Consider the following 19,532-nt stretch of genomic DNA (forward strand, 5'->3'; position numbering starts at 1 on the left):
CAATTGTTAACGGAAAATAAAGGATCTCTTTAATTTTTCATTACTTTAAGCTTAATTTTATAAAGTTGAATGAAACTTAAATACTAAGCACATTTAGATAAAAAAAGGGAGGAGATCTCTTTTTAACAATAAAAATAGTGTGTTAAAAATCAATGCAAGCCTTTTTATCTCCCTTTATTTAGTTTAATGACTAAAGTTCTGTCACTGCTTACCGATACTGTTTGTTCTTCAATAAGTTACTAATACTTATTAATTATTATTTATCCAGGGTTAAGCATGTTCTTTAAAAATTTTAAAATTCGTACAAAACTAACTATCGCATTTACAACGTTTGTGATGTTAATTATGTTGGGTTCCGGTTTCGCATTAATGGGTTTAAACAGTGCGAATCAAGATATTCATGATGTCGTTGATGATATCTATCCAGCCACAGTCAAAGCCAATTTACTGATTAATAATTTCAATGAATTTATTATATTCCAGCAACTCACTATGCTTGATGAGCAAGGAAGTTTAGCGGCTGAGCAAGAGAGCAAAAAAGCAGAGATCACCGCTAAAGTTGCACAATTGCTGAAAGAATTAGATGAAACCACACACGATGCTGAGTCCAAAAAAATCTTAGCTGAGGTTTATGATATTCGTCAGCAATATATAACCTCTCAAAACTTTGTTGTGAAGGCATTTAATGAAAATAACAGACACGCCGCAGTCAATGAACTGATCACGAAAACTTCCGCTATTCAGTTAAAGTATCGCGATAAAATATTAGAGTTTATTGAATTGCAAAATAAAAAGATGAATGAGGCTGGCGACGCTGTTGAACATGATTTTATTGAAAAAAGGATATTTTTAGTATTATTAACCCTCGCCAGTATTATTATAGGCGGTATTTTAGGATGGTTTATTACTAAAGGGATCACTCTCCCATTAGAGAAGGCAATCAACTTTGCAAAAGCCATTGCAAATGGTGATTTAACACAAGAAGTGAAGACTGATTATCATGATGAAGCAGGGATATTATTACGAACCCTTGCAGAAATGAAAATGCACCTATTAGATGTTGTGCAAAATGTACAAAACGGTGCTGAAAATATTTCGTCAGCAGCAGAGCAAATTACTGCTGGTAGCCAAAACTTAGCGGCAAGAACAGAAGAACAAGCAACATCAGTAGAAGAAACAGCAAGCTCAATGGAGCAAATGACCTCAACTGTTAAAAACACCGCAGATCATACACATGATGCGATTAATGTCGCTGAAAAAACTGAAATCGCTGTGCACCATAATGGCGAAATGATGCTCCAGCTGACAGAAAAAATGAGAGCAATTAATAGCTCGTCATCTCAAATGACAGATATTATTAACTTAATTGATGCCATTGCATTCCAAACGAATATTCTTGCACTAAATGCTGCAGTTGAAGCCGCTAGAGCAGGTGAACACGGTAAAGGTTTCGCTGTTGTTGCTGGTGAAGTCAGATTACTGGCACAAAAAAGTGCAGACTCCGCTAATGATATACGCACTCTTATCGATAATTCATCGACTCAAACACAAGAAGGCATGGAATTAGTTGAGCAAGCTGGCTCACAAATCCAAAAAATGATCACCGATGTTGAAGATATCAGCACATTATTACGAGAAATTGGGCAAGCAAGTAATGAGCAAAGCGATGGTATATCACAAATCAATAATGCTATAAGTCAGCTTGATTCAACAACGCAACAAAATGCAGGATTAGTAGAAGAATCTGTGGCTGCTGCGAATTCACTTAATGAACAAGCATTGAATCTAAATAAATTAGTAAATTACTTCCAAATCCATCGAGCCTGATCCAGGCATTCATTAAATGACGATAAAGGTCACTCAACACTATATTTAAGTGACCTTTACATCAACAACGTTCTTAAGTAGCCAAAAAAATAATAGATCACCTCGAAAATGCATACTTATTAAACATAACTAGTATGTAAAAATAGCCCTAGTCCGGCTAAGCTTAGTCTTTACCCCCTATTCGTACACACTAAAAAAGGAACCTAGCTCACACTTTGGTTCTTTTTTTTATCTGTAACAACGTCGGTAATAAAATGTAAACAATTTTACCAATATCAGACAAACTGTTTGTATTTTCCAACTTATTTCAGAGGTAATGGACAGCGTCAAATGTTAAATCCTAAAACATCGCTAACATAATCGCTGATTTCCGTTATCAAAACAGGACTATTTAATGATGAAAATAATCTTTTCACTATTAATGTTCCCATAATAATCTTGGAATAATGCTACTTATTGTGAGGCAAGCTTATAACGCTAAAAAGAGACAGCAATACATTCACTCGCTAAAGAAAACATTTCACTAGAGATTATTACGTAGTTAAAACAAAAACAATTATCTCCCCATTCACTTTTTAGCCACTTTTTTTCCTTTCCATTTTTGTATGACAATTATCAAAGTGAAATTAATATCTCATCGAAAAATGAGACTATAACTTCAAAAATATTTCATAACGTATCTTTGTTCTATAACAATCAACTTGAACACCTTAAAAAAGGTGAAAAATATCCTCAAATAAATATTTGTCTATTATTAGAAATAATTTATTTCACACTTTCTGAAGTATAAAAAAGAAAAAAAATAAATTTTTTATTTTTATCGACACGATCAAGATCACTTTACCTACACCTTTAGCTACATAAAATTAGAAAGAACTATTCTCATTCACTATTTATCTCACTCATCACATTTTCATTATCTACCTGATTTGTATTACAATTAATATTAGCAACAAACCTAGCAATTGCATGACCCTAGAGGTAAAAAGAAGTCAATCATTGATGATAAAATCATATTGTTATTTATTTAAACATTTAATATAAAAATATTAGTTTTGTATAATTAAAATTATTAAATTAAAGGATAATAAAAGGAAGCAATAATAATTAATTATAATTTTATAATGGGTGAAAATATTTACGCATTAGAACAAACAAAGAAAATTATATTTTTTATTTCAAAAAAACATGCAAGAAAAAAAATAAAAACAAGAAAAAACAAATTAAATTCAAATATAAAAAACGAAAAATAAAATAGAATAACAAGACATTAAAGATAAAATAGAATAAAACATAAAAAATAAGGAAAAGTGCTATAAAAGTAAAATAATAAAAAGTTAAAATAATTTAAAAGATTAAATTTAGAATAATTAAATATTAAAATAAAAAAATTTTAGTCTATTTGTTAATTAAATAGCCAACAAAATAATACATTAGTTTAATTTATGTATATTTTAGGTGACGATAGCCATTTTTATCATCAAAAATGGCATTTTAGACTTAAGTTCATCTTTTTATTACATAGCTAAAACTATCAATATCGCTCTTTTTTTCATCTAAAACCAATTTGATAACAACATTAGCAATCTAATTACATTGATGAACATCAAAAAATACGACAATTAACAAGCAAATAATGAGAAAAAAGGATTTTTTTTATATTTGTCACACAATTGATTTTATTCTATTACATCTCAATAAATATTCCCTACAATAGCCAACTAATCTAACCTGACAATTTCCTAAGTGATGATATCTTTCATTGTTTAGGTTAGTAACTATCTTTTTTTATTTATGATTTATCGTTTCAGCAAAGTAGAGCTTTAATAAAACCTAGTACCCTACACAATTATATAATGAGCAACTTATAGGTTTGCTAACGCAGTTATAAACGATAAAAATTGCAAACTTAAGGATAAAAATAATCATGTCAGACTACTTATCATTCTTATTAGGCATTGTGCCTTTAGCGGTTTTGATTTTTATGATCTTAAAAATGAAATCAGCCGTTCACCATGCTGTGCTTGTATCTTTAGTGATAACTGTTGCACTTGCTATTTTCCATTGGAACAACACCATTCAATTTGCTTCTGTCTCTGTCCTTTATGGTGCAGTTAAAGGTTTGTGGCCGATAATCATTGTTATTCTTGCTGCTATTTATAGTTATAACTTAATGTTAAAAACAGGTGGCATGGATGTACTTAAAGATGTATTGGCTGGCATTAGTGATGATAAGCGAGTACAGGTTCTGCTTATCTCATGGTGTTTTGGTGGCTTTCTTGAAGCGGTTGCGGGTTATGGTACTGCGGTTGCCATTCCTATCGGTATTTTAATTGCACTCGGATTTGATCCTTTTAAAGCAGCCGTTGCCTCTTTAGTTGCCAATACTGTCCCTACCGCGTTTGGTGCAGTTGGTATTCCAGTTTCTATTTTGGCGCAAAATACAGGCCTTGATGTATTAGTACTGAGTAAAACCATTATTATTCAGTTGGGATTATTCAATATCTTGTTACCTTTCGTTATTGTTGCCATTGCGGGTGGTGGAATTAAAGCGATTAAAGGTGTCGGATTTATTACCTTAATGTGTGGTATTAGTACACTAATCCCTCAATATATCGTTGCTGCTAATTTAGGTGCTGAATTACCAGCGTTTGCAGGTAGCTTAGTCAGCTTAATTGTGGTTATTTTCCTTGCTAAACGCATGAAAAACAGTGGTGACAAACAAAAAAATGTCAAAAAGCACACTGGGAAAGAGTTGTTAGTAGCAAGTTCTATTTATCTGTTTACCTTTATCTTTATCTTAGCGTGCTCACCTTTATTTCCTGCGATCCAAAGCATGGCGGGCGCGATTTCCACAAAGATCCCGTTTGTATTAAGTGAAACACAAACGGAATATCAGACTATTGCTTGGTTAAGTACTCCGGGTGTATTGATTATTCTCGCAAGCTTTGTGGGTGGTACCATTCAAGGTGCAAGTATTTCAACACTGATCTCTGTTCTGGTTAAAACCACTATCCAACTGAAGAATTCCATTATTGCCATCACAGCAATCGTAGCGATGGCAACTGTTATGGATTTCAGTGGCATGATTGGCAGTATTGCTGAAACCTTAGTCGATTTCACGGGTGCGGGCTTTATCTTTATTGCTCCAGTGATCGGTGCATTAGGAACCTTTGTAACAGGTAGTGACACCAACTCTAACGTGCTGTTTGGTAAGTTACAAACCAGCGCGGCAGCTAAACTTAATATTGATCCATTCATTCTGACCGCGGCCAATACCTCTGGTGCAACGGGCGGTAAAATGATTTCACCGCAAAGTATCGCCATTGCTGTTTCAGCGACAAAAATGGATGGTCAAAGCAGTGCCATTATGCGTGAAACCTTAAAATATTGTATTGCTTATATAATTATTCTTGGCGCAAAAATTGGCATTATTTATCACCTAATGAACTAATTAATAAGGAAAAGGGAGCGTGTTTACTCCACTCCCTTCTCCTCTTATAACAAAGCAATAAAAGAATTTTATCTTTAGTAAAAATGACAACATCTGAGCGATGTTTTGGAGTTCGATTAATGAAAGTTAATTTTTATGCGACCTGTCTTGGTGATGTTCTGAAAGCCGATTCAGCCCGAGACACAGTCTTGTTACTTGAAAAATTAGGCTGTGAAGTCTTATTTCAAGAACGCCAAGGTTGCTGTGGTCAGCCAGCGCTTAATAGCGGTTATGTAAATAACGCGAAACCTGCCATGAAATCGTTAATTGAAACATTGGAAGTGAACGACTATCCCATTATTTCACCCGCTGGCTCTTGTACTTATGCCATTAAAGGTTATCCAACTTATCTTGCTGATGAACCTCAATGGGCATTACGGGCACAAGGTGTTGCCGATCGCCTTATTGATTTAACCAGTTTTATTGTTAACACCCTTGGCGTTGTTGATGTTGGCGCTCGCCTTCCGGGTAAAGCGGTTTATCACCCATCATGCAGTTTAACCAGAAAGCTAGGTGTTGTAAGTGAGCCTTTAACGCTGTTAAAACATGTTGAAGGCCTTGAAATGTTGCCTTTTGCAAATTCAGAAACCTGCTGTGGCTTTGGGGGTACCTTCTCCGTGAAGATGTCTGAAATTTCGGGTGAAATGGTGACTGAAAAAGTAAAACATATTATGGATGTGAGCCCTGATTATGTCATTGGTGCTGATACAAGCTGCTTAATCAACATTCAAGGTCGTTTAAGTCGTGAAAAGCGTCCTGTAAAAGTGTTGCATATTGCACAAGTTTTAATGAGCCAATAAGGGAGCCTGCTTATGTCTATCAAAACCAGTGATATAGATTTCAGACCTCGTCTAGAACATGAAATGAAAGACACAATCATGCGTAATGCGGTTGTTATGGCGCAAGAACGTATTGGGGCTAACCGTCAAATCATGGTGAAGGAGCTAGGTAATTGGGAGGAATGGCGTGATCGCGCTGAACAAATCCGTAACCATGTTCTTGAAAATTTAGATGCTTATCTCTATCAATTGTCTGAAAAAGTGACAGAAAACGGAGGCCATGTTTATTTTGCCAAAACAGCAGAAGATGCCTCTCGTTATATTTGTGAAGTTGCCAAGAAGAAAAATGCGAAGAAGATTGTAAAATCTAAATCCATGGTCACCGAAGAAATTGGGATGAATAAAGCCTTACAAAATGAAGGCATTGAGATCATCGAAACTGACCTAGGTGAATATATTCTTCAATTGGATAACGATCCACCGTCGCATATCGTGGTTCCTGCGATCCACAAAGACCGTTATCAAATTCGTAAAGTATTAAATGAAAAACTCAATTACGAAGGTAGTGAAACACCGGAAGATATGACGCTTTTCATTAGACAACGTATTAGACAAGATTTCCTTTCTGCTGATATTGGTGTCACAGGCTGTAACTTTGCTGTGGCTGAAACAGGTACTGTCTGTTTAGTCACCAATGAAGGTAATGCAAGGATGACCACGACATTACCTAAAACCCACATAGCAGTTATGGGTATGGAACGTGTGGCTCCTACTTTTGAAGAAGTCGATCCACTGATAACCATGTTATGTCGTAGCGCCGTTGGCTCACGTTTAACTAGTTATAACACTTGGGTAACAGGGCCTCGTGAAGCAGGCAATGTTGATGGCCCTGAAGAGTTCCATTTAGTGATTGTGGATAATGGTCGTTCTGAAATTTTAGGCTCACAATTTAAAGATATTTTACGTTGCATCCGCTGTGGTGCTTGCCTAAATACATGTCCTGCTTATCGAAATATTGGTGGTCATGCTTATGGCTCAATTTATCCGGGCCCAATTGGTGCGGTAATTTCACCACTATTAGGGGGTTATAAAGATTTCCACGATCTCCCTTATGCATGCTCATTATGTAATGCTTGTAATGTGGTTTGCCCAGTCAAAATTCCTTTAGCTCAGTTGATTTTAAAACATCGTCGAGTGATGGCTGAAACCGGTTTAACACCGAAAGCAGAGCGTCGAGTCACTGGTATGTTTAACTACCTCAATTCACACCCAGCTCTTTGGAAAGTGGGTATGAATGTCGGTGCGAAAATGGCGGGATTAATGATCAAAAATGGTTCTACACCAATCAAAATAAGTGTTCTAAATGATTGGATGGAATCGCGTGATCTTCCTAAACCAGATGGTTATAGCTTCCGTAGTTGGTTTAAACGCCATAAAGCAGAAGGAAAAAAATAATATGTTAAACGAACAAAACCGTAATGAATTTCTGCAAACTATTGCTGAAAAATTAGGGCGCCCTATTGCGCATAAGCCACAGCCACAACCTACACCGATTAATGATTTAGCGAAAACTCGCTTAACTAATTTGACTCAAGATGAACTATGCAAAGAGTTTACTGACTTTGCACAGACTCAAATGGTGAAATGTGTTGTTACTAAACCTGATGAAGTTATTAATAGCCTAATTGAACTCTGTGAAAGTTATGATTGTAAAGGCTCGGTGGTAATAAGTGGGGATGAGCGTTTAGATGCACTAGGAGTCACAAAAGCGGTTAGCGAAAAATACGAAACCTACATTTGGGATCCAGCTCTCGGACGCGAAAACATTGTTTATGCTGAACGCTCGCAAATCGGGATTGTTTATGCTGAAGCGGGTTTAACGGAGTCTGGTGGGATTGTTTTATTTTCGTCCCCAGAAAAAGGGCGTGCCGTTAGTTTATTACCTGAAACCTCAATTGTTATCCTACGTAAAAGCGATATTTTACCCCGCGTGGCACAAATTGCTGAGCGTCTACATAAGATGGCGCAAGAAGGCGTGAGAATGCCGTCTTGTATCAATTTAATTGGTGGTGCAAGTTCTACTGCAGACATTGAATTGATTAAAGTATGGGGGGTTCATGGCCCTGTTCATGCGGCTTATCTTATTATTGAAGATTGCTAATTCAAAATAAAATAACATTAAAACGATAACAAAATAACTAACAGTCAGAGTCAATCATTGACTCCTAAATCAAACCCAAAAGATAAGTTAATCGCTTTTGGGTTTTTCTCTATTATTCGCCAATTAATTATTCAATAAAATTTTTGCTCTCCATTGATTTAATTTTATTTCGCATGCTAACAAAACATCTCCAGCCCCTGATCCCCCCATTAATAATGCGGATTGTCGTTGACATTCAGCACTTCGAAATTGAATAAAATGCTGCTGAGAACTGGCTAATGCATCAATGGCACTTTTTGCAGCAACAGAATCAGTATCTTCAAGATCACTCTTACTTTTGTCATAAATGACATTCATTTGCTGCTCTGTCAGTTTTAATTCATCCAGTAAACAAGCCTGCACCGCTGTTCTCGGCTCGTTTGCTGTCACTTCATAACATTTTGCTAAAGGATCGTATTTGCCTTGTGCCGAAGAGAAAAAACTAACTGTAAGTAAGCTACAAGAGATCAGAAATAAACTTATCTTCACGCGAACTCCTTATAGGAATTTATAATAAAAATATACTCAACATAATGTATTAAATAACTAATATCACATCTATTAGTGCGAACAGCATCATTTTAGGATATATCGTATCTTACTCGATAAATTTAAATTTCAATCAAGTAATAATAAGAAAACATTATTAATGCCTTTTGGGTTTGAATCTGTTTTTCTTATTTTTTATTGAAAAAATGTTATTTAACACAACATCAATAGATTAAAATTCAGCCAATAATTTTAAAAATAGATATTTATTACTTCAACTTTGTTTTTTGTTGATAAAATTACAAACTTTCTTATAGGGAAAGAAAGACCAACCTTTTAATTTTTGGCTATTTTTTTCTTATCATCACAATAGAAAATCTACTTTTTTTGCAGTAATCTCATACCTTTCTTATTGGCAATAATTTTGCCTAAAAACGACTCGTGGTATCTCCAATATGTTCTACAAATTTACGCCTATTATTCTTCTAATTATTTCCAACGTTTTCATGACGTTCGCTTGGTATGGCCATCTAAAATATGGCAATAAACCTCTTATTGTTGTCATTATTTTAAGCTGGTTGATTGCATTTGTTGAATATTGTTTTGCTGTACCCGCAAATCGTATTGGTCATAATTACTACAGCGCGGCAGAATTAAAAACCATACAAGAAGTGATCACATTAACTATTTTCGCTATTTTTTCGGTCACTTACTTGGGAGAAAACTTCACCTTAAATCATTTTATTGGTTTTCTTTTAATTGGTGCTGGTGCCTTATTTATTTTTAAAGGCCCCTTTTAGAAAAGCCTATTAGTAGATATCGTTAACTCGTTTTTTCAACGTTTCTTTATGCTTCTTTTATTATCGCCTTATCAAAATTGATAAGGCTTTTCTTTATCTAAAACCTGATATCATGATTATTTTTAATACTATTTATACTGTGGTTTTTACAGAGGACTAAATAGCACCATCGCTTACCATTAAGTCATATAGTCTACCTAGATAGATTTTCCAAAATAATAGTCTGTTTTGTAATAAATATATTCTATATACAGAAATATTTCTCTTGAAAAATATTTTTCATTCGGCGCATAATGATTGCTCTAAGAGAAGCATCGTTTCTCTGTCTTTTTTTTTGCTTCTCTTAAGCTACCGCACCCTTAAAACGTGCGTTTTATCCCTTTAACGTCAGATAAAATGGTATCTGGTATGAGCAAACATTCTAACGATTTTATTTATATGCAGGATAATCCCTGTATGCATTGTGGTGCTTGTTGCGCCTATTTTAGAGTTTCGTTCTATTGGGCAGAAATGGTAAGTGGTGGAGGGGTGGTTCCTGATGAATTAACAGAACCGTTAACGCCTTTTCTCTCTTGCATGAAAGGAACCAACTCTAAAAAACCGCGTTGTGAAAAACTGATTGGTGAAGTTGGAGAGTGTGTAAGCTGTTCTATCTACGAACAACGCCCTTCTCCTTGCCGTGAGTTTCAACAATCTTGGGTAAATGGCATTCCTAATGAAGCTTGTGATCGTGCAAGAGCGGCTTATGGTTTGCCTCCATTAACTCACACCATCTTGCCTCACACCGCGTAAGACATCAGAGGGGTTAAGCCCCTCCTGATCATTTAATACCATCCAATACATTTATTTTTATAAAAATAAAATTTAAAAACAAAAAATCATTATTAAATAATACGTTAGTTTGACTTTATTTTTAAATGACCTAGTATATAAGGTAATGTGTTAATAACATTTGTTTAGTGAGGTTTTTTATTTAAAAATAGCAATAAATTTGGAGGGCATTATGATCGGTAGCTCTTTTTTTATCCTTTTCCTTTCTTTTATCTGTTCTACTGCTGTCGTTAGTATGTTACTCGGTGGCTTAGAGGAATAATTATGAATATTTCTGATGAAAATATTCTCCCCCAGAAATAATGCCCATACTTAGATAAAATCGGTATGGGCATTATTTTACTTATTATTTAAATTCAGATTTATTTTACTGCTATTACTTCTATTTTATTTTCCACAAAAGACTGAACGCTTCAATTTTTCTTTTTCACCTATTTAGTAGGTAAAATGACCCGTTATTTTCCATGAAAATAAAACGTCTTCAGCAACTTGACCAAACCCGATATTATGCATAACTAGATAGCGTTGGTTATCCCCGCTTTTCTTATTTACTACAATCCCAATATGAGGCCGTCCATTATCTAAACGCCAGCTTACAATATCGCCTGGTACATAATCTTCTGCATTTTTTGTAATCGGTTTTACTTTTCCTTTTCGTGTGAAAAAGACTTCTAAATTAGGAACTCTACGGTGATCTATATTCGTATCAGGTTTATTTAACCCCCACATTCGTTTACTTGGGTAAGCTGAAAAATTTGCTTTAATATCTTCATGCAATAATTTTTGTAAATCGATATCAATGCCACGATAGCTACGAATGATCACATCACTACATACCCCTTTATAGGCTGGTACATCTCCCATTGGGTAATCTATTTTACGATAATCAGAGTCGTAAAATACGGCTCTTGGTAAATCAGCAGCGTACTCCACCAGCTTTTTATTTTGTTCTGAGGTTATCGCTTGGGCACTTGAAAAAGGCATAGTGAGTAAGAGTAAAATGCTAATTTTCATTATATTCACTGAGTATTCTCCATGAAAAAGTTAAATCCATTATTTACGAAAGAAATGACATTATCTGTTTATACTGATAAAACACAGTATAAAAATATAAGGGAAGTCTTAATTCTTTTTAGAGTAGATATAAAAAACCGAGCCACCTTTACGGTAAGCTCGGCTGATAAATAAGAGAAAGAAAGTAAGAAAGAGAACAAGTAAGAAAAACGGTTTAGTTCAACACAATATGACTTTTACGACGTAAACTTGCAAAGAGCATGTAAATTGCCGTCACTAATAACACTACAAAGAAGAAATTCATAATGCCGTTATTGGCTTGCGCCATAAACATACCCGCCCCTAAAGGCCCGATTGCAGAACCAATGCTATAACTTAATAGCATTACTTGTGTAATAGCGACAATATAGCTAGCATTCACATGATCACACGCTAATGTAATAGCGATAGGATAAAGAGCAAAAGAAGACATTCCTAATAGCGCCAGTGCAATAATAAGCACCATATAATCGCTAGAAAGATATGTCAGTCCCATAGCAAACACACCCACTAAACACATCATCGCTAATAACAGTGTTTTGCTTATCATCACAGACAATTTGCTAATAATAGGCTGAACCACCATGCCGCCTAAAATAATCGCCGCCATCAACACACCTATTTGGTCTGTTGTAAATTGCCCTTGATTTAAAGCCAATGGCATCATGCCATAAATACTGCCCATCACAACGCCAGACACCATACAGCCTACTAAAGCTGCTTTATTTAATCGGCTCATCTGCTTAAGTGACAAACTTTTATGATCATGCCCTTGTGGTTGCCCTTGTTTAAAAAACAAAGGTGGTAATACGGCGATTAATAGCAAAACTAATATCGCCATAAATGGGATAGCGCCCTGTGTACCAATTGCACCAATCGCCAATTGCCCTAATGTTGTGCCCCCATAAAGCGAGGTCATATAAAAACCTAAGCGTTTAGCTCGCTCTTTAGGATTATCGCCAATTAATAGCCATGATTCGACAACAACAAATATACCTGCAACCGCCATACCACCAATAAAACGGAAAACCATCCATGCTGATAAATAAGGCATTAAAGGCAATACACCGACAGTCACTGCCAGCAATAATAAAAATGCAACAAAAGAAAGACGATGCCCTATTCTTGCAATAATAGGTTCTATCATGACTGAACCTATTAATAATCCAATAAAATAAATACTTGCTAACCAACTGGCATAAAGTGTGTCCATTCCAAAACTGCTCATAGACAGTGGAATTAAACTCATTAAATAGCCTGACGCGATAGCAAATACCGTTAACCCAGCCACAGGTACTAATGTACTGTCGCCTTTGCGTACCAAAGTAGTGTTCTGTTTCACTACCCTCGTCTCCACAATCAAAACGGTTGATGATGCGCTGTTTTCTCGATGCCTGATAGAGGCTGTTCTTTTATCTAGGAAAGATAAAAGAAACAAAGGTGAAAACAGTGGATGGCGTCCCTAAATTCAGGAGACGCGAATATAGCGCTTAAATGATGATAAATAAAATTATAAAATCTAATGTCAGAAAACAATTTTATTTATATCAATCATGATTATCGTCTTTTTCTACCAAAAAGAAATAGCTCTAATCTGATATTTATTTTTATTAAAAGATAAGTATTTTTTATTAAGAAAATTACGAATAAATACGTATTAAATAAAAACTACAATAATAAATATTCATTACTATCCTATCATTACTCGATAGGATAGCTAAAAATAAAGGGATGTTTTTGTTTATTCTATGCTTTTTTCTAAAGCAATATTAATCGCATCAGGAATTGAACCCCCATGCCCTTTCCCCTCAAACAGATAAAACTCACACTGTTTTCCCGCGTCTGATAGATATTGGCATAACTGACGTTGTGTTAACCAACTACTACGCTCTTGATAATTTTTTTGTTGTTCTTCACTTAATCGACTTAAATCTGGGCTTTCTTCTTTTTCACCCAAGGTTATTGTAATAGAAATATCATTAGGAATAGCCTGCCATTGCACTTTTTTCACCCATTCGCCTTTTCCCCACCATAATGACGGGCTTGCTGCGATATAACGTTGAAATGTTTCAGGATGATTGAATAAAACATAGAGGGTAAATACACCACCAAAAGAGTGACCAAACAGAGATTGCTGAGTAATAGAGACTTGTTCTTTGGCGAGTTCCTCTAACGCATAAGGCCTTACTTGCGTTAAGAAAAATTGATAAAAATTCTCTGCGTTTCCGCCTCGGCTAAATGCTTCACCTTTTACACTTGGTGTATAATCATGCGTTCTCTCTGTAATAAAGTAAGCTTTATCGCCCACATATCCCACACTGATAATAGCAGGCAGTGGTTTATTTTTCTGCTTTATGGCTTCGTTTATCATCAACGGAAACTGCGCATTTCCATCGACACTATAAATTAACGCTGTTTTAGTCGTATTTTTAGGGATAGCAAGAAAGAGGCGATATTGTTTTCCTTCATATGCCACTTCTTTATTTGTAATTTGATAATAAGAGTGAGCCTGAGACTCAATTTCAGGAACTTCTTGGTTAGGCCTAGCCTGAGCAACCGCAGATAACATAATCATTCCACATAACATTAGTATTCGCATAAATCAGATACTCTGTCGGTAATTTAAAAAATGAATCATTAGATGAAAATAATAGAGAGGCATAAAAAAATAAACCCCATATTTAATACGGGGTTTATGTTAATTTAGGCTCGATTAGAAGCTATATTTAATATTCGCCCAATAACGACGGCCTTCATCGACAACCCAGTTACCACCTTTATCATTTACAGCAGGGCCTGTTTCATCTGTAATATTTAATACCGCAAAGTTAAACATAGTATTTTTATTAAAGTTGTAGGTCATTCCTAAATCAAAGGTTGTGTAACCACTACGATAACGTGCACCAGTGTAACCGTTACGTTGTGCAGCCCAAATTTGCTTGCCCGTATAAGCGGTATTGGCATAAAAACTGGTTGCTTCATCAAACTGCCAATCCACACGCGCATTGGCGCTGTGCTTTGGGGTCATATCAAGCGGGTAGCCTTTTAATGACTCACCAGAAGCTAACTTTTCATCATCACTTTTACGTTCTGAATCAATATAAGTGTAGTTAGCATTAACATGCCAGCTTTCCGTAATTGGGAAACCAACCGCCGTTTCAATCCCTTTAATATTTGCTTTACCCACATTATCGTGTTGGTACAGTTTTAAACCTGTAATAGGATCTATTTCACCAGTATCGTAGTTCGTTAACTTATTTTTAAAATTGGTATTAAAGAAAGTCACACTTGCAGTAACACCATCCCCATTATCATAACCAATACCAATTTCTTGGCTAACAGAAGTTTCAGGTTTTAAATCACGATTACCATACATAATCGCACGACCTTTTTCTGTTGAAGTGCCATATTCAGGGCTGATTTCACGCAAACTTGGTGCTTTAAAAGCTTTCGCCACACCACCTTTTAACGTGAATTCATCCGTTAAATGATAAACGGCATAGGCTCTTGGGCTCCAGTGATTACCGTAATATTCGTGATCATCAAGACGCACACCGCCAGTTAACGCGAGGTTGTCTGTTACGCTATATTCATCTTCAAGGAATAGCGCTTTTTGATCTGCAGTAATAGTAGATTGCTTAACTTCTTTTCCACCAAGAGAAGATTCATCTTTTAAACGTGAATATTGATATTGCCCCCCAAAGGTCATCACATTTGAAGGTAAAAAAGCAGTAAATTTTGCATCAAAAACAGTATTGGTAATTTCAGGGCGACGTGCTTCGTAATATTTATAGCTATTCCCAGTTTCCTTATCAACCGCTTCTGTTTTTTGAATACGCTTAGTCTGTTCTTGGTAGACACTTAATTCAGAATGCAGAATATCAAATTGATTTTTATAAGTTAATGCCCAATGATTACGATCGTTATTAGTTTCCAGCATTTTATTTTTATCAAGACGCCCACCACGATTGGTAAACTCGCTCATGGATTTACCCGGTGTCGTTGTACGCTGTAACGTATTGCGACCCGCTTCTAATAAAATGGTCTGATTATCCGTCGGGGTGAATGCCAATTTCGCCGTAATATTTTTATTGTCATTACGGCCTTGACCATAAGTGATTTTATCTTCTGCACGTAAGTAGCTACTGCCGTAAAGCTGTAAGCCTAATTTATCTTCAATTAACGGCCCTGAAAGATAAAAATCACCATTAATAGAGTCACCTGCATCACGGTTGTGTTGCAGTGTACCGCCAAGTGCAACAGAGCCATGCCACTCTTTTGTTACTGGTTTCGTGATGATATTGATAACACCACCCATTGCATCTGAACCATACAGAGACGACATTGGTCCACGAATAACTTCTATACGTTCAATCGCATCTGCTGGTGGAATAAAACCGCCCTCATAACCGCCACTCCCGTTCGGACGTGACTCACGGCTATTTTGACGACGGCCATCAACAAGAATAAGTGTGTACTCGCCTGGTAAACCACGCATCGTGATTTCTTGTTTATTGGCATTACCATTAATGCTAACACCTTCAACACCTTTTACTGCATCCGCTAAATCATGAACGGGTTTCTTTGCGAGTTGTTCTTTGCTGATCACGGTGATACTTGCTGGTGCATCTGTAATTTGTTGAGCAAACCCTGATGCTGATACAACAAGTTTTTCTTCTTTGTTTTCTTGTGCATACAGCGGGTAAGAGGCAGATAAAATACAGGCTGTTAAAACACCCATTTTAAAGTTCATAGCAGTTCCCTGAATCAATAACAGTTATAGTAATGAGAATGATTAATATTATCTTAATCAAATAATCATGAGAATGCTTTTCTTTTCGTATTTGATGTTTTTTTTTAATCTGCATCAATGAAAATTGACGCTATTCAGATTAAGTACAGAAATAGCAAATCTCGAACACAAAAAAAGCAGATGGTATAACCATCTGCTTTTTATCGTTGTGTAGAGTATTTTTAGATTTAGAAAATTAACCAATCACAATCTTGTTATTACCAGAATACCGCGTAAAGCACACACAAGATGATCATAATGGCATAGGAAGCGATGTTAAAACCGCTCTGTGTTTTAAACGTTTTATCAGTTAATGCAATAGCGCCTTCACTATCATCTGTTTTCGTTGAAGTTAAACTAACTAATGCAATTACGACTGTTGTAAACATAAAGGTGTACATCATTTGATCAAGGAATGGCATACCCAATGGCATTAATTTTAGGAACAATGCGAACGGTATAGATAAGACCACACCAATAATTGCACCTTTTGCATTCGTTTTTTTCCAGAATAAACCTAGGAGGAATACCGCTAAAATTCCTGGGCTTACTAAACCTGTATATTCCTGAATATATTGGAATGCCTGATCGATACCACCCAATAATGGCGCAATAAAGCAAGCAATAATTAAAGCAACTACTGCACTAATACGACCCACATTCACTAACCGTGTTTCAGAAGCTTTTGGTCCAATATATTCTTTATAGATATCCATCGTGAAAATAGTCGCGATAGAGTTAAGCATAGATGCCAAAGATGAAACTATTGCAGCGGCAAGTGCAGCAAAAACAACACCTTTTGCACCTACTGGCAAGAACTGAGTTAACCAAGGATAGGCTTTATCTGCTTGTGATAACGTTGGGATATGCTCTTGTGCCATTGTCCCTAACCCCGCCATTAATTCAGGGTTAGTGGTAATAACAAATGCAGCAATACCAGGCACAACGACCAGAACAGGCACAATCAGTTTTAAAAACGCTGCAAACACGAGCCCTTTTTGTGCTTCATTGATAGATTTAGCGGCTAAAGCACGTTGGATAATGTATTGGTTAAAGCCCCAATAATAAAGATTAGCAACCCATAAACCACCAATCAGCACCGCGATACCCGGTAAGTTCATAAATTGCGGGTTATCTTTCTCTAAGATCATTTTAAAGTGATCTGGCGCGGCTTGTGTCATTTTGCTCAAACCTTCCATGATCCCACCATCTCCGCCGATATAGCTGACGGCTAATACTGTGGTAAATAGGCCACCAAGGATAAGGAAGAACACTTGCACCACGTCTGTCCACGCAACAGCAGAGAGTCCGCCATAAAGTGAATAGATAACTGCAAATAATGCTAAACCAATAATGGCATACATCATTGGTACACCAAGGATGGTTTCTAATGCCAATGAACCTAAATAAAGTACCGATGTTAAGTTAACAAAGATAAATAACGCTAACCAAAACACCGCAAGAATGGTTTTTAAGTTACGACTTTTAAAACGATTCTCAACAAATTCAGGAATGGTATAAATACCTTTTTCGATAAAAACTGGTAAAAAGTATTTTGCAACAATAATTAATGTCAGTGCTGCCATCCATTCATAAGATGCGATAGCAAGACCAATGGAGAAACCAGAACCAGACATACCAATGAATTGTTCTGCTGAAATATTAGCTGCAATAAGCGAAGAACCAATTGCCCACCAAGGAAGGGTTTTACCTGCAAGAAAATAATCCTTTGTTCCTTTTTTCTCACCATCCTTGGAACGAGAAACCCATAATCCTAGACTAATAATAATCACGACATAGAGGGCAAAAATTGCATAGTCTATTGTGCTTAACCCAACACCTTCTGTATGCATAATATTTTCCTTTCAGACCCATAGAGAGAATAGGATTTTAATGTAAACGTTTTCACAATCTTTTTCCGTTACTCTGTTCACAATTTTATCGCTTATGTTACGTAAATGGATCATAAAGTAGGAAAACAAACGATTACCATGACGAGTAAAGCCAAGTTTACGCCTAAAATACGATGGTAACTTTATTTAATAAATTTCAGATATCTAAATAATTATTAAAAAAACCAAAAAGTGATAACGATTACACAAATCAAGTAAAAATAACCTCTTAATTTTATAGGGCCTATTAAGAGGATCGACTTGATTGAATAATAAATGAGGTAATTAAGATTAAGAGAGGTGGCTAAGATTAAAAACAGAATTACGTTGAACTAATGTTGGTGAAAAAATACGTTGTTTTTGTTCGAGCATTTCACCTTTAGAAAGCCTGATAGCCAGTGTTGCAGCTTGTTCCGCCATCATTTGTACAGGATAACGCACTGTGGTTAAACGAGGGTGGATATAGCGTGCAATTAATACGTCATCAAAGCCAATAACGGAAATTTTTTCAGGGACAGGGATTTCATTTTCATCAAGAACAGATAAAGCCCCTGCAGCCATAAAATCGTTGTAAGTCACTACAGCCGTAAAATCGATTGATTTGGTTAGCAGATGCATCATTGCCTTTTCGCCCCCTTCACCTTCCGGCTCACCATACTCAATATAACTTTCAGGTAACTTGATGTTATTGGCTTCTAATGCAGCTTTATAACCTGCAAGACGCTGAGTTGTATCTTCAATATGATGAGTTGATGAAATATAAGCAATTTTGGTATGACCTTGACGGATCAGATGCTCTGTTGCCATCCATGCCCCTTTATAATTATCTAAAGCGACACAACGCTCAGCAATTTCAGGAATAAAGCGGTTAATCAACACCATGCTTTTAACTTCATTAGCATAAGCTAACAATTCTTCATCAGAGAGTGCTTTTGAGTGGATCACCAGACCATCACAACGACTATTAATCAACAACTCGATAGATTGGCGTTCATCTTGAGCATCATGATAACCATTACAGACCAAGATGTGTTTTCCTGATTGTCTTGCAACATTATCAACCGCTTTCACTAGTGTGCCAAAAAAGGGATCGGAAACATCATGCACTAAAACACCCAATGTTTGCGTACTCTGACTAACCAAAGCCCTTGCAGCCGCATTAGGTCGATAGCCTAATTTTTGCATCGCTGCATTAACGGTTTCTATAGATGCTTGGCTTGCTTTCGGCGAGTTATTAATGACTCTAGACACAGTCGCAACAGAAACACCGGCTTCCTTTGCTACATCTTTGATAGTCGCCATATCCACTCCTTATGGATCACCTTATTCATAGTCAATAAATAACGAGCCGTTAATCTACAAACAAAGAAAAAGGG

14 protein-coding genes are annotated in these 19,532 nt (G+C 36.1%); 7 read left to right on the forward strand and 7 right to left on the reverse strand.

The window, feature by feature from the left end; all coding sequences use genetic code 11:
- Positions 1 to 276: 276 nt before the first annotated feature.
- From GTH25_RS12375 to GTH25_RS12395, 5 genes are all read left to right on the forward strand, one after another.
- Positions 277 to 1,827, forward strand: a complete 1,551-nt coding sequence (locus tag GTH25_RS12375; protein WP_156733783.1) for a methyl-accepting chemotaxis protein — start codon at positions 277 to 279, stop codon at positions 1,825 to 1,827.
- A 1,927-nt stretch (positions 1,828 to 3,754) separates the two neighbouring features.
- The gene (locus GTH25_RS12380; RefSeq protein WP_164530605.1) at positions 3,755 to 5,281 is read left to right on the forward strand and encodes an L-lactate permease; all 1,527 of its coding nucleotides are present in this window, start codon (positions 3,755 to 3,757) and stop codon (positions 5,279 to 5,281) included.
- Between the two features lie 119 nt (positions 5,282 to 5,400).
- The gene (locus tag GTH25_RS12385) at positions 5,401 to 6,120 is read left to right on the forward strand and encodes a (Fe-S)-binding protein (RefSeq protein ID WP_099659343.1); all 720 of its coding nucleotides are present in this window, start codon (positions 5,401 to 5,403) and stop codon (positions 6,118 to 6,120) included.
- A gap of 12 nt (positions 6,121 to 6,132) precedes the next feature.
- Entirely contained in the window at positions 6,133 to 7,554 is a 1,422-nt protein-coding gene (locus GTH25_RS12390; protein ID WP_075670932.1) for a LutB/LldF family L-lactate oxidation iron-sulfur protein, read from the forward strand.
- A 1-nt stretch (position 7,555) separates the two neighbouring features.
- Positions 7,556 to 8,260 carry a LutC/YkgG family protein gene (locus GTH25_RS12395; RefSeq protein ID WP_075670930.1) on the forward strand — a complete coding sequence of 235 codons (705 nt, stop codon included), beginning with the start codon at positions 7,556 to 7,558 and terminating at the stop codon, positions 8,258 to 8,260.
- A 123-nt stretch (positions 8,261 to 8,383) separates the two neighbouring features.
- Here the strand turns inward: GTH25_RS12395 and umoC are convergent, their stop codons facing one another.
- On the reverse strand, positions 8,384 to 8,788 hold the full coding sequence (gene umoC / locus GTH25_RS12400) for a lysozyme inhibitor LprI family protein (RefSeq protein ID WP_075670928.1): 405 nt from the start codon (positions 8,786 to 8,788) through the stop codon (positions 8,384 to 8,386).
- A 455-nt stretch (positions 8,789 to 9,243) separates the two neighbouring features.
- Between umoC and GTH25_RS12405 the strand changes: the two genes are divergently transcribed.
- Complete coding sequence (locus GTH25_RS12405) at positions 9,244 to 9,588, forward strand: DMT family protein (RefSeq protein WP_075670926.1); 345 nt, start codon at positions 9,244 to 9,246, stop codon at positions 9,586 to 9,588.
- Positions 9,589 to 9,996: 408 nt separating this feature from the next.
- Entirely contained in the window at positions 9,997 to 10,380 is a 384-nt protein-coding gene (locus GTH25_RS12410) for a YkgJ family cysteine cluster protein (protein WP_099659342.1), read from the forward strand.
- Positions 10,381 to 10,854: 474 nt separating this feature from the next.
- On the opposite strand, the gene GTH25_RS12415 is transcribed toward GTH25_RS12410, so the two are convergent.
- The 6 genes from GTH25_RS12415 to GTH25_RS12440 all read right to left on the reverse strand — a co-directional run bounded on the left by GTH25_RS12415 (position 10,855) and on the right by GTH25_RS12440 (position 19,458).
- Positions 10,855 to 11,433, reverse strand: coding sequence for a DUF1287 domain-containing protein (locus tag GTH25_RS12415; protein ID WP_075670922.1), 579 nt, complete (start codon positions 11,431 to 11,433; stop codon positions 10,855 to 10,857).
- Between the two features lie 214 nt (positions 11,434 to 11,647).
- Complete coding sequence (locus GTH25_RS12420) at positions 11,648 to 12,814, reverse strand: MFS transporter (RefSeq protein WP_075670918.1); 1,167 nt, start codon at positions 12,812 to 12,814, stop codon at positions 11,648 to 11,650.
- A gap of 399 nt (positions 12,815 to 13,213) precedes the next feature.
- The gene (locus tag GTH25_RS12425) at positions 13,214 to 14,071 is read right to left on the reverse strand and encodes an alpha/beta hydrolase (RefSeq protein ID WP_075670916.1); all 858 of its coding nucleotides are present in this window, start codon (positions 14,069 to 14,071) and stop codon (positions 13,214 to 13,216) included.
- 114 nt (positions 14,072 to 14,185) lie between these two features.
- Positions 14,186 to 16,225 (reverse strand): IreA family TonB-dependent siderophore receptor, encoded by a 2,040-nt coding sequence (locus tag GTH25_RS12430; RefSeq protein ID WP_075670914.1) that lies wholly within the window; start codon positions 16,223 to 16,225, stop codon positions 14,186 to 14,188.
- Between the two features lie 257 nt (positions 16,226 to 16,482).
- Positions 16,483 to 18,117: a sodium/sugar symporter gene (locus GTH25_RS12435; protein WP_075670912.1), complete on the reverse strand. Its 1,635-nt coding sequence runs from the start codon at positions 18,115 to 18,117 to the stop codon at positions 16,483 to 16,485.
- Between the two features lie 330 nt (positions 18,118 to 18,447).
- The gene (locus GTH25_RS12440; protein WP_075670910.1) at positions 18,448 to 19,458 is read right to left on the reverse strand and encodes a substrate-binding domain-containing protein; all 1,011 of its coding nucleotides are present in this window, start codon (positions 19,456 to 19,458) and stop codon (positions 18,448 to 18,450) included.
- Positions 19,459 to 19,532 lie beyond the last annotated feature (74 nt).

Origin of the sequence: Proteus terrae subsp. cibarius (genome assembly GCF_011045835.1) — a bacterium.
Classification (GTDB): Bacteria; Pseudomonadota; Gammaproteobacteria; order Enterobacterales; family Enterobacteriaceae; genus Proteus; species Proteus cibarius.

Excerpts from the sequence above, each read along its gene's own strand:
- GTH25_RS12405 (WP_075670926.1), top strand. The coding sequence starts at position 9,244 with ATGTTCTACAAATTTACGCCTATTATTCTTCTAATTATTTCCAACGTT.
- GTH25_RS12425 (WP_075670916.1), bottom strand. The coding sequence starts at position 14,071 with ATGCGAATACTAATGTTATGTGGAATGATTATGTTATCTGCGGTTGCT.
- GTH25_RS12415 (WP_075670922.1), bottom strand. The coding sequence starts at position 11,433 with ATGAAAATTAGCATTTTACTCTTACTCACTATGCCTTTTTCAAGTGCC.
- GTH25_RS12380 (WP_164530605.1), top strand. The coding sequence starts at position 3,755 with ATGTCAGACTACTTATCATTCTTATTAGGCATTGTGCCTTTAGCGGTT.
- GTH25_RS12435 (WP_075670912.1), bottom strand. The coding sequence starts at position 18,117 with ATGCATACAGAAGGTGTTGGGTTAAGCACAATAGACTATGCAATTTTT.
- GTH25_RS12395 (WP_075670930.1), top strand. The coding sequence starts at position 7,556 with ATGTTAAACGAACAAAACCGTAATGAATTTCTGCAAACTATTGCTGAA.
- GTH25_RS12430 (WP_075670914.1), bottom strand. The coding sequence starts at position 16,225 with ATGAACTTTAAAATGGGTGTTTTAACAGCCTGTATTTTATCTGCCTCT.
- GTH25_RS12440 (WP_075670910.1), bottom strand. The coding sequence starts at position 19,458 with ATGGCGACTATCAAAGATGTAGCAAAGGAAGCCGGTGTTTCTGTTGCG.
- GTH25_RS12390 (WP_075670932.1), top strand. The coding sequence starts at position 6,133 with ATGTCTATCAAAACCAGTGATATAGATTTCAGACCTCGTCTAGAACAT.
- GTH25_RS12375 (WP_156733783.1), top strand. The coding sequence starts at position 277 with ATGTTCTTTAAAAATTTTAAAATTCGTACAAAACTAACTATCGCATTT.
- GTH25_RS12385 (WP_099659343.1), top strand. The coding sequence starts at position 5,401 with ATGAAAGTTAATTTTTATGCGACCTGTCTTGGTGATGTTCTGAAAGCC.
- GTH25_RS12410 (WP_099659342.1), top strand. The coding sequence starts at position 9,997 with ATGAGCAAACATTCTAACGATTTTATTTATATGCAGGATAATCCCTGT.